We start from the raw sequence: 12614 nt of genomic DNA on the forward strand, positions 1-12614 counted from the left end.
AAACCCCATGGAAAAATGGGGGTATCACCATAGCGTGGTCCTTTAACTGGGTTTAAAGGACACAAAGTGAGAATAACCGCCATTGCGTGTCCTTTAACTTGGGTTTAAAGGACACATAATGTGAATAACCGCCATTGCATGTCCTTTAACTTAGGTTTAAAGGACACATAATGTGGATAACCGCCATTGCATGTCCTTTAACTTGGTTATAAAGGACATAAAGAGGTGATAAACGCCAAACCGTGTCCTTTAACTACACTTTAAAGCAAGTTCGCCCAACCAGAATTTTACATTAAGACTTAACAGACCCTCTTTTTGAAAAGTAAGCGAACAAATCCAAACGAAGTCTAATAAACAATAGAATTCCCGCGAATAAGCAAGTGATAAAAATCCAAATGGGATTGAATAGAAAATCCGTAAATCCACCTACTAATGTCCGCGGAATATTAATGGAAAAATAAATAAACAGGCATAAAAAGACAGGATTTTTTGGCAGTCTGATAAAAATGATATAGATAAGCTGAACGAGAACTCCTACGTAAATCGTGCCTAGGATAATCCCCAAATATCCGAAATTCGCATAAGCTTCAGCAATAAATAACGTATTCAGCACTCCGCCAGTCCCATCTTCAATCCGATTCGGGAAAGCATTGGCCATCACCAATCTCGCGGAACGGACCTGCTCTATATCAAACCTTTCGATAATAATGGATGGAAGGCTCCTGCCATTAAGAAATGGGATGGAATGGCCAAAAAGATCCAAATGCAAGAAAGTAGGCGAAATTTGAGCAAGAATAATTCGTCCGATTGGTCCGGATGAATAGTTAAGAAAACTGTCCAGATCATTTACACCTTGGATAAAGACATACATAACAACAATGACTGCTGCTCCACTAATCGTGTAGCCTACTATTTTCTGCCACTTTAACACTAGTTTGCCAACATACAGTCTGACAAATATAAACATAATGATGTAGAAAATAATCGGTGATTTCGATAAGTCATATACGCTAATCACTATTGCACTTACAAAAAGGGCGAAGAATAAAAAGATCCATTTCAAATGCCTTGTTTTTACCGCATATACATACGCAATTAACGATAGAAGCGGTGTCAAAGCAATCGCGAAAATATTTCTTATTAATACATTCCCACCAAAGTTCCTTGCTGCTTCAATCCGCTGTAACCCTAATTCCGAAAGATTCCCTTTTAAAAGGGAGATGATCGGTACTTGATTCGTCTTTAAAAGCGTATAGGCAACGGCCAGCATACAAATCATCGAGAGGCCTAGAAATAACAAGTAAAATTCATTTTTTTGATTAAACGTTTCTTCAATTGGTTTTTTCAAATAGTCATTGAATTCCTTTTTTGCATCAAACCCAGCCAGCTTGCTGACAAGAAACATCGTAAGCGGCAGCATAATCATGACAAAGGATACCGCTCCGAAGCCGATATAGCGATAAACATCATGATCAAGCTTGTTAATCATATAATAATGATCGATGTCTAAAGCAATCAGCAGGCTTCCGATATAACAGGAAACAAACAAGGAGTAATAAAAGATTAATGAATTTAAATTGGGTTTCGTAAAGGAAAGGCTCCCAGACACGCTAGAAAATAGTTTGATGGAAACAATTAATACGATCACCCATATCGTGAAAGCCAACATTCGTCAGCACCTACTTTTTGTTAAGAAGTTCAACAATTTTTTCTGAAGCCTGACCATCACCGAACACTTTTTTATATTCAGGATGAACCTCTTTTTGAACGGCAGCTAAGATTTTTTCAGTATCTGTGCCTGTAAGGATATTGGCTTCCCCTGTTAAGGTCTCTACCCATTCCGTTTGCTCACGGATTGTCACACAAGGTACTTGCATGAAATAGGCTTCCTTCTGAACGCCGCCAGAATCGGTTACAATTTTCTTCGCATTAGCTTCTAAAGTTAACATATCTAAATAGCCAACAGGATCAATGACTTTTAAGTTTGTAACATCTTCGAGATTTAAACCATAGTCAGCCAATTTATGTTTCGTTCTTGGATGAATTGGCCACACCTTAACCTCTTCAATTTTCGAAAAGGCTTCTAAAATATTTTTCATATTTTGCAGATCATCGGTGTTTTCTGCTCTGTGAATCGTAATTAAATGATAATTTTTCGAAGTTAATCCAGCTTCCTCAAGGATATTTGATTTTTCCTTCGCTAGCTCACGGTTATACAGAACAGCATCATACATCACATCCCCGATGTTAAACACATTGCGGGTAATATTTTCGTTTGTTAAATTTTCAACCGCTGTATCTGTTGGGCAGAATAGGAATTCTGAAACATGATCCGTCATAATGCGGTTAATTTCTTCCGGCATTTTCTTATTAAAGCTTCTTAGTCCAGCTTCAATATGAACAACAGGAACGTGCAATTTAGCAGCCACAAGTGCGCCCGCTAGCGTAGAGTTCGTATCCCCATAAACCATTAAATAATCTGGCTTCTCGCTCAATACGATTTCTTCAATTTTCGCAAGCATTTCACCTGTTTGCTTGCCATGGTTACCAGATCCGACACCAAGATGATAATCCGGCTTTGGAATATGAAGCTCTTCGAAGAAAATATCAGACATATTTGCATCATAGTGCTGACCTGTATGAATGATTTTCTCATCCATATGCTTTCTTAAAACCCTTGATACCGGTGCTGCTTTAATAAATTGTGGCCTTGCGCCAAGAATCGTTAATATTTTCATTTAAATTCACCTTTCAAGCTTTGAATATAGTCTTTTGCTAAAAATGAATTAATATTATAAGGCTGTGAATATTTGTATCCATTATGTTTGAAAGACAAAGCCATCACGTACTCAGGATAAGTCTTATAAATTCCATACCATTCCATAGGCTCTGTATAGTATTGCTGGTAAAGCTTTTTCTTGTTATAGAGCTTTTTCGCGGTATTATAGAAGACACCATATTTCTGTTTTAAAGATGTCTCCTTCCCAACTGGCTTTACAGGCTCAGGGAAATAATCCGGATACATTTTGTTCAATGTGTAATCATATAAGTACTTCTTGAAGCGATATTCAACAGGGACTGTTTTGAAAAACTCCATTAACCGGTCATCCCATAACGGAATATCCCATCCCTTTTCGTAAAACTCATACACGCGAATAGAGTTGATAATAAACTTTGCCTGCCGCTCTCGCCAATCCCAGTATTCAAATAGGGCGCTTGCCTGCTCATTTGTTTGATACGGAAGGTCTTTAAACGACCTTTTCATTTCAGCTATAACGTCTGTGGCAGATGAGTGAAGCCCTTGTCCCATTTCCCATAACTTGTGATGCTTATTAAGGTTAAACTGCACAACATCGTCAGCCGTAAATTCACGGTCCACCGTGATTTCATAGGCTAAGTGGCTACCTGCTACAAAGTCGCCGGAATGTCCTGGAATGAAGACATAATCTGCATCCTGTTTCGTAACGATCTCCCTTACTGCCGGCCAATCCTGAAGATGGGCCATGGACGAACCATTCACAGCAAAATCAACATAGTCCTTCCATTCCTGAGAATGATACCAGCGATGCCAATCATCCTTTTTGTACTCAATAAAGTCCCACTTTAATCCAAGTCGCTTGGCGATATCACGGCTTACCTGTGCTTCTTTATTTTCCCTTTTTCCATATGTGAAGGAAGCAATATGTTCAATCCCATATTCCTTCAGCAAAATGGCAATAATCCGCGAATCATATCCGCCGCTCAATGGCAAAATCGGAACCTTATTAATCAAACGTTTGATTAAATCGTTGAATACCTCATGGAAAACCGCCTGAAGCTCTTCACTGAATTGCTCTAGCTCCTTGTTTTCAGGATGGTGGTAAAATTGGTAGTATTCATGATTATCGACTGTTCCCGCTTCATCGATTTGAAGATAAGAGCCGGCTTCAATTTGATATACCTCTTCATAAAGCGTTTTTTCATTCGCGGTAAACCCTGTAAGAATGAACTCTTTTGCAGCGGTCTTCTGGAGCATCCGATCTTGCTGATGAGCAATTTTATCTGTCACAATCCAGCGAGATCCTTCTTTATAGTAGAAAAGCGGAATACTGCGCTTCCGATCGACAATCGCTGTTATTCCATTTTGGTCAGCTTGAATAAAAACAAACTCCCCAATTAAATCTTGTAAATGTTTTTCAAAAAAGTTTGCCTCTAGGATATCTTGAATATTATCCTGATGATAATATTTTCCCTGATAAATCACATAGCCGCCAAAATAAGCATGGCCAAAGGGAACTGAAATTTCTTTTATGAGCCTGTTATTGGTAATTCTAACTTCATAGAACAAACGGATCACCTATTTTACATTAAATTGCCCTTGATCTTTTTTTCAATAAATCTTTGTCCACCCGCGATAACAGGATGGCAACGATAAATCCAAGCCAAGCAAAAATGATATTGAGATCAGGGATGCTGCTCTCTTGAATATAGACAATCGCGATCACAGCTAATAGAGAGGTTATGAATAAAAAAGTCATTTTGCCAAATGAAACAGGCACATGGTATAGCTTTTGGCTTTTAAAGAAAATATACGTAATGGCCACGATATAGGAAATCAAATAAGCCGCAACGCTTCCCCAAATCGAAAACGATGGGATTAATACTATGTTTAAAATAATATTCACAACGGCTGCCATTCCAAACGCGTACGAAATAATTTTCGTTTGTTTCGTAAAGAAAATGCCAACTGAAATAATCATATAGAAAAAATTCAGGAAGGTAACAGCCGACAAAATCGCAACATACTGATAGGCTTCATGATATTCGCTGCTTAACATGCGAATAATCCACGGCATAAGTGTGGCAACCATTAAAACACCAATGGTTCCTACTAACAGGATACCATAGTAGAGCTTCGCAAATAAAACGGGACTGTCCTTTTTGTCCTTTAGTGACATTGAAAAAGGTCTCCAAGCCATTTGCACACCGCTCGTAAGTAGCGTTATTAAAGAAGCAAACTTTACCGCTGACCCGTAAATACCTACTTCGTGAAAAGAAGTAAACTTTTCTAATAGAAGTGAATTCGCGTTGACGATCACCCAGAATGCGAGAGATGCCGGAACAAGCGGTGCCGCATAGATTAAGATTTCCTTTAATAGCTTTTTATTAAAGGTAAATTTAATGAATTTCAATAAAGGCTTGATTAACAGCACAGCAACGATGGCTACACTGATCAGCCGTCCATATAAAATGCCATCGATTGTAGGGCTGACATAAGCTAAAAATCCGTAGGAAAAGACTGCAATTAAGAGCATTTTCAATATCGTAAAGATAACGACCTTTTTTGTAAAAAAGTCGTACCGAAGAACCGTTAAGATTAAGGCGATGACGGTATCCAAGGCCATAACCCCAATGGCAATGTAGAGCAAATTATAGAGGGCGGCATCATCTAAAAGCAGTTGAGCCAGCCATTGGCCGCCGATAAGAAAGACGATAGCAATAATAAGAACAATCAGGAGTCTAAAGGTCATGACGGACCTAACATAATCAAGCTTCTTCTTTTTATCCTCCGATTCGAAGTAATAAAAAGCGAGAGCCGAATCGGTGCCAAAGATGACTAAGAAGGTAAGCATCGAGGTAATCCGATCCAAATAATCTATTACCCCATATTCCGCAGGGGCAAGAAAAGAAGTATAGATAGGAAGCATGATAAAGGCAATCAGCTTCGTACCAACGTTCATAAATGCGTAAAGGAGCGAATCCGCTCCTAAACGCTTAATTTGGGCGAACACCCTATAATAGCTCCCGCTCGTCTACCATTTTGGTGAACTTAGCAGGAACTCCTTTAATCAATGTCTTAGGCTCTGTATCCTTCGTGACTAATGCACCTGCAGCCACAAATGTTTCTTCTGCCACTGTGATTCCAGGCAGGATAATGGAGGCTCCGCCAACACGAGCTCCTTTTTTCACATGGGCGCCCTTGATCTTATCAAAGCGCTCTTCCGTTCTGCCCATAAAATTGTCATTTGTCGTTGTTACGCATGGAGCAATGAATACTTGCTCTTCAAGAGTCGTGTAAGCTGTAATATAAGAGTTAGATTGAATTTTTGTCCGGTCGCCAATCTTCACATAATTCTCTACGGTTACCCCTCTGCCCACAATGACAAGGTTACCGATTTCGACATTTTCTCTAACGCTTGCAAGGTCCGCAATCAGCGTGCTCGAACCAATTTTGGCGCCGCGATAGATCACGCAATTCGCCCCAATTGTCACTTCTTCCCCGATTTCCAGTGCCGGGATTGAAGCCGAAAGCTTAACCGTACTAGTCTTAGCAGGCTTTGGCGGCTTCCCAACAACTGCACCATCGGCAATTGTCGTGTTGTCGCCAATGATTGTACCTTCGTGAATCGTTACACGGTTACCGATGATGACATCTTTACCGATTTTCACATCTTTTTCAATGACCGAAAAATGTCCAACTTGAACGGATGGATCTACTTGAGCGGAAGGATCAATATAATTCATATTCGAAAGTCTCCCTTTACCTTTTATAATATGAGTTGCGGATATATCACTGAAGTGGCGGATATCTATGCCAATGTTGCGGATATAACGCTAGAGTCGCGGATATCTATGCCAATGTTGCGGATATAACGCTAGAGTCGCGGATATCTACACTAATGTCGCGGATATATCGCTAGAGTGGCGGATATCTATGCCAATGTCGCGAATATATCGCTAGAGTCGCGGATATCTACGCCAATGTCGCGGATATATCGCTAGGGTGGCGGATATCTATTACAATTTAATATACTTATTTGGCTTTTCAATACCTTTCAATGCATTACGCGTATCAAAAATGACTTTGCTCTCTTGAGCAATCATGCTGTAATCGAAATCAGTGTGATCGGTCGTTACTAATACGAGATCTGCCTCGTTTAATAGCTCTTTAGACAGCTCGACTGTTTCAACTTGCTGATCACATGATCTGAATGATTTTACGTATGGATCAACCACAGTATAATCAGCGCCATGGTGCTCTAATTGCTCAACAATTTTAAGAACTGGTGATTCACGAACATCGTCAATGTCCTTTTTGTAAGCTACACCAAGGACAGCTACTTTTGCACCGCGAAGAGCTTTACCGTCTTCATTTAGAACTTGCATTGAACGTGTAATGACGTATTCTGGCATGCTGTTATTAATTTCGCCTGCAAGCTCGATTAATTTTGTATGGTAATTATATTCGCGCGCTTTCCATGTTAAATAGAATGGGTCGATTGGGATACAGTGACCGCCTAAACCAGGACCTGGGTAGAATGCCATGAATCCGTAAGGCTTTGTTTTCGCTGCATCAATTACTTCCCATACATCGATGCCCATTTTATCACATAAAATCGCCATTTCATTCGCTAAGGCAATGTTAATGTGGCGGAACGTGTTTTCAAAGATTTTCTCCATTTCAGCAATAGCTGGAGAAGATACTTCGTGTACATCCCCTTCAAGGACATTTCGATAAAGGGCAGCTGCCACTTTCGTACAATTTTCGGTAATACCGCCTACAACCTTTGGGGTATTCTTCGTTTTAAATTGCTTGTTACCTGGGTCAACACGCTCTGGTGAATACGCAACAAACACAGTTTCTCCAACTTTAAAGCCTTTCTCTTCAAGAGTTGGCTTTACAATTTCCTCTGTTGTTCCTGGGTAAGTTGTGGACTCTAATACAACAAGCATGCCTTCATGTGCATATTTCGCAATCTCTTTAGATGAGCTTTTCACATAAGAAGTATCCGGCTGCTGATAAATATCAAGTGGTGTTGGCACGCAAATAGCTACAGCATCAACCTCTTGAATTCGAGCGTAATCAGTAGTAGCTTCCAAATGACCGTTCTTGATCATATCCGCTAAATCTTGATCCACAACGTCTCCAATATAGTTAATTCCCATATTTACTTGCTCAACACGCGCTGCCTGCACATCAAAACCGATTACTTTATAGCCGGCTTTTGCTTTTTCAACTGCTAGCGGCAGACCAACATAACCTAGTCCGACTACTCCAATGACAGCTTCTTTCTTTTCAATTTTATTTAATAATGATGTATATACGTCCATCTTTATTTCTCCTTTTAGAGCAGATTACGGGCAGCAAGGCTGCCACTTAATGAAGTTTCACTTATAGAACGACTTTTTTCCCTGTTTCGGCTGATTCTAAAATGGCCAGTATTAATTTTACAGGAGCAAGACCGTCTTCGCCAGTTACAATTGGATTACGATTTTCTTGCACAGCAAGCACCATATCTTCGATGATGCATTGATGCCCTGGCTTCCCAAATGGATCTGCTTTAATTTCATTTTTTATTTTGTCCGCATCCTCTTCAGATACTCCCTCAATGTCCCATGTTTCAATGAAATTAGCATTTCGACCGCTAATTTTCACAGATGCAGTTTCGCCGAAAATCGCAAGGGACTCTTCCAAGTTTTTCGGATAAATGGTTGTCGCTGCTTCAATGACGCCTAGTGCGCCATTTTTAAATTGGACAACAGCCGCCGCAACGTCCTCTGTCTCAATTTTTCGCAGACGGGTTGCTGCCATAGCCTGTACAGATTCAACAGGACCCATTAGCCAAAGCATTAGATCAAGATCATGAATGGCCTGATTCATTAGAACACCGCCATCAAACTCCTTCGTTCCTCTCCATTCAGCCTGATCATAATAAGCTTGATTACGATTCCATCGAACTGTTGCATTTGCATGGCTTAGTTTCCCGAAAGCACCTGCATCCATTTGCTCTCTTAACTTCTGAATCGCTGGTCTGAAACGGTTTGGATGAACGACAGCTAACTTCACACCGTGGTCATTCGCGTATTGAATCATATCTTCAGCATCCTGAAGCTTTAATGACATCGGCTTTTCTACAATAATATGCCTTCCGTTTTCTGCCACAATTTTCGTCAATCTAGCATGCAGGCCGGATGGGACACAAATATTGACTACATGAATTTCCGGGTTTTCTTCTAGCATTTTTTGAAGATCGGTATACTTTTTCACATTCGGATTGTCCATTTCCAAACGTGCTGGATTCGTATCGCAAATAGCAAATAAATTTGCATTCTCTGCTTTTTCAATTGCCTCAATATGTTTGTTTGCTATATGCCCCATTCCTACGATGGCAAAATTAATCATGTTTGTAATACCTCCGGGCCTCGTTAATATAGTTCCAAAGCATAAGGATTAGAAAAGTTGCAAAAACCCCCAAAATTAGACCTGCTAATGAAAACTCCAATTTATAGGTGTCCATTGTCTTCACGTCTTGACTAACAATGGAAGGCGGCTCGAAAAAGGTTAAATCAGTGCCCATTTTTTGTATTGAAGCTGCAGTTGCAGATGCTTCAAATTCTGTGTATTCAAGTAAACTAGTAATATTTGACGTTTCATCAATTGTCAGGTTATTGCTTTCTAATTTCGCGCTGCTTGATTCTAATACACCTTCAAGTGCAGCAAACTTTTTTTCATTAAGTTTTATTCCCTCTTCTGTCGCTTTATATCTTAGGTCAAAGTTTTCCACAAGCGCCTTTTCAACACCCGCCGTCATCTTTTGAAGATCCTGCTCAAGGCGTTCTTTGTTATCATCGTAAATTTTAATTTTTATATAGCTTTCACTTGATACATAAGTATCAATGACACCATGGACATCCTTGCCAAAATCAGCCTCAATACTGACCGGATTCGTTAACGCCTTTAATTTTATAGATCCAGTAAAAACCGTTGCACTCCCTACATATTTTCCCTCTTTAGGAATTAAATATGAGCCACCGAATCCTAATAAGGTAAAAATCAGAGGAATAATTAAAAAGAAAACCTTCTTTTTCCAAAAGAATACGAGGTATTCATATAATACAAACCTTTTCTGTTCTGCCAACAGGACCACCATTCCTTTTAAAATTTATCAATATTCTTTGATTCCCAGCTAAAAATGTTCCAACCGATCTCTATGAGTTAGAAGAAAGCCGGGAATTAGCCAGCCTTACTGGCAAGTAAAGAAACGCCCCCTTTTCGGCGACGTTTCATTCGGTTTTTTATTTGTTGTAAAACTCCTTGATTTTAGCTACAACATATTCCTGCTGCTCCTGTTTTAGTTCTGGGAACATTGGAAGTGATAACGCTTCTTTTGCAGCCTTTTCGGATTCAGGCAGATCTCCTTCTTGGTAACCTAAATCTTTAAATACAGGCTGAACATGAAGCGGAAGCGGGTAGTAAATCATCGTTTGTACGCCTTGTTCTTTTAAAAACGCTTGAAGCTCATCACGTTTTTCTACACGGATCGTATACTGATGGAAAACATGGTAATTTCCTTCTTTTACGACTGGAGTTTTTACAAGATCACCTAATTGATCATTAAGTAGCTGTGTATAGACAGCCGCTTTTTCTCTTCTAAGCTCGCTCCATTTATTTAAATGAGGAAACTTCACATTTAGGACAGCCGCTTGAAGCTCATCTAGACGGCTATTATAGCCTAATACATGATGGTAATATTTCGGTTTGCTTCCGTGCACGCGGATGACACGGCAATTCTCAGCTACTTGATCGTCACTTGTCACGATCATTCCAGCATCACCGTAAGCACCAAGATTTTTTGTCGGGAAGAAGCTGTATGTAGCAGCAGTTCCTAATTCACCGACCGTCTTTCCATTTTGTTTTGCGCCAATCGCTTGGGCAGCATCTTCGATAATGGCCAGATTATGCTTGTCCGCAATTTTGCGAAGCTCTTCCATATCTGCCATTTGTCCATATAAATGAACTGGAATAATCGCTTTTGTCTTGTCTGTAATAGCTTGCTCTACCTTCGCAGGATCGATATTAAATGTAACCGGGTCAATATCTACATATACAGGTGTCGCACCTGCACGAACAATAGATCCGCCTGTAGCAAAGAATGTGAATGGAGTAGTGATGACTTCATCACCAGACTTGATACCTGCAGCCTGAAGAGCAATATGTATCGCATCACTGCCATTTGCACAGCCAATCCCATGACTAACATTACTAAATTCAGCTACATCAGCCTCGAGCTTTTTAACGTTATCACCCAAAATAAATCGGGAAGAACTCATAACCTGGTCTAAGGCTGTTAACATTTCTTCTTTTAATTCTTGATACTGTTCACTTAAATCTAACATTGGAATGTTCATACTCATTTCCTCCAGCTTTCTAGATGAAATACTAAATTATATTATCACATAATAGACGATATGCAGACAAATTTCGTTACTGTTTTTTGACACTTTTCGATTTTTCTTTTCAAAAAAAGCCGTTTGCGGGCGTCCACAAACGGCCTATCCTATTGTCGTCCAGTAACCTTACGATACATTTTAATAACAGGCTGATACTTTTCATGGACTAAACCAATCGCTTCAGCCAGCAGTTCAAAAATTAGCAGCAGGCCGAAGATGAGGAAAATACTAACCCAAAGTGTTGCTGTTGAGAATAGTATGGCACTTACGCTGAAAACAATTCCGAAACCGTAAATACATAATACGGTTTTTCTATGAGATAGCCCTAATGCAAGCAGACGATGGTGCAAATGTGATTTGTCTGGCGCAGAAATCGGCTTTTTATTGACAATCCTTCTAATGATTGCATAAGTTGTATCGAAAACAGGAACACCTAATATGATGATTGGAACAATAAAGCTAAATAACGTTACACTTTTGTATAGTCCAAGCAAAGAAAGGACGGAAATCGAATAGCCCAAAAATAAGGCTCCCGTATCTCCCATGAAGATCTTTGCCGGATGAAAATTATGGAACAAGAAGCCTAACGTACTGCCTAGTAAGATAAGCGATAGCATTAAGATCATCGGTTTCCCTGCAATTCCAGCCATAAAAGCAATTGTACCAATTACAATGGCTGAAATTCCGGCAGAAAGACCATCAAGTCCATCAATTAAATTAATCGCATTCGTGATGGCCACAATCCAAAAAACTGTAATTGGATAGGTCCATAATCCAAGATCATACGTTCCGAAAAACGGGATCGTTAAATGATCAATAGTTAAGCCGCTTCCCACAACAGCACCAGCAGCAAGAAGCTGGCCAAGAAGCTTATACTTTGCTGATAATTCATATTTATCATCAAGAATGCCGGTAATCACAATAATAATGGCACCAACTGTAATTCCGGTAATTTTTTCATTGTATAGCCCACCGACAAAATAGCCTGCAACTACCCCTCCAAATATGGCCAAACCGCCAAGTCTAGGCATAATTTTTGAATGCACTTTCCTTTTGTTCGGTTTGTCTATAGCGCCAATCTTAATGGCTAATTTTATGACAAGGGGCGTTATCAGTAAGGATGTAACTATAGCCGCTAGAAAGGCAGCGATAAATTTTATCTCCAATAGTATCACCTTGTATTCGTAGTAATCCTGCTAGAGGCAAGTATTATCCCTCGAAAAAGCAAGTTTTATTCTATACCAATTCAGATTAATCCTAACATATATACAAAAGAATTCAATTAATTTCATTTTTACAAATATTACAGAATAGCAACATTTGATAACTTTACTATATTATCACCTTTTTCATAAAAAAGTCTTTATAACATTTCGCCCTAAAATGGCATTATCCTCTAAAAT

At 39.5% G+C, this 12614-nt stretch carries 10 protein-coding genes; all 10 read right to left on the bottom strand.

What is annotated here, in order from left to right:
• Positions 1-292: 292 nt before the first annotated feature.
• Positions 293-1669, bottom strand: a complete 1377-nt coding sequence (locus tag V7127_RS13820; RefSeq protein ID WP_335353284.1) for an O-antigen polymerase — start codon at positions 1667-1669, stop codon at positions 293-295.
• Between the two features lie 10 nt (positions 1670-1679).
• Positions 1680-2738: a non-hydrolyzing UDP-N-acetylglucosamine 2-epimerase gene (gene wecB / locus V7127_RS13825; protein WP_335353283.1), complete on the bottom strand. Its 1059-nt coding sequence runs from the start codon at positions 2736-2738 to the stop codon at positions 1680-1682.
• On the bottom strand, positions 2735-4327 hold the full coding sequence (locus V7127_RS13830; RefSeq protein ID WP_335353282.1) for an asparagine synthase C-terminal domain-containing protein: 1593 nt from the start codon (positions 4325-4327) through the stop codon (positions 2735-2737). Before V7127_RS13830 ends, wecB begins: the two co-directional genes overlap by 4 nt.
• 19 nt (positions 4328-4346) lie before the next feature.
• Complete coding sequence (locus tag V7127_RS13835) at positions 4347-5771, bottom strand: lipopolysaccharide biosynthesis protein (RefSeq protein ID WP_335353281.1); 1425 nt, start codon at positions 5769-5771, stop codon at positions 4347-4349.
• 1 nt (position 5772) lies between these two features.
• Positions 5773-6504 carry an acyltransferase gene (locus V7127_RS13840; RefSeq protein WP_335353280.1) on the bottom strand — a complete coding sequence of 244 codons (732 nt, stop codon included), beginning with the start codon at positions 6502-6504 and terminating at the stop codon, positions 5773-5775.
• Between the two features lie 273 nt (positions 6505-6777).
• Positions 6778-8091: a nucleotide sugar dehydrogenase gene (locus tag V7127_RS13845; RefSeq protein ID WP_335353279.1), complete on the bottom strand. Its 1314-nt coding sequence runs from the start codon at positions 8089-8091 to the stop codon at positions 6778-6780.
• Between the two features lie 61 nt (positions 8092-8152).
• Positions 8153-9163 carry a Gfo/Idh/MocA family protein gene (locus V7127_RS13850; protein ID WP_335344507.1) on the bottom strand — a complete coding sequence of 337 codons (1011 nt, stop codon included), beginning with the start codon at positions 9161-9163 and terminating at the stop codon, positions 8153-8155.
• A complete protein-coding gene (locus V7127_RS13855) occupies positions 9156-9899 on the bottom strand; it encodes a hypothetical protein (protein WP_335353278.1) in 744 nt (247 codons plus the stop codon). Before V7127_RS13855 ends, V7127_RS13850 begins: the two co-directional genes overlap by 8 nt.
• 157 nt (positions 9900-10056) lie before the next feature.
• Positions 10057-11169 (bottom strand): DegT/DnrJ/EryC1/StrS family aminotransferase, encoded by a 1113-nt coding sequence (locus tag V7127_RS13860; RefSeq protein ID WP_335353277.1) that lies wholly within the window; start codon positions 11167-11169, stop codon positions 10057-10059.
• Positions 11170-11318: 149 nt separating this feature from the next.
• On the bottom strand, positions 11319-12377 hold the full coding sequence (locus V7127_RS13865; RefSeq protein WP_335353276.1) for a glycosyltransferase family 4 protein: 1059 nt from the start codon (positions 12375-12377) through the stop codon (positions 11319-11321).
• Positions 12378-12614 lie beyond the last annotated feature (237 nt).

Source organism: Bacillus sp. JJ1773, from assembly GCF_036962035.1.
Taxonomy (GTDB): Bacteria; Bacillota; Bacilli; order Bacillales; family Cytobacillaceae; genus Cytobacillus.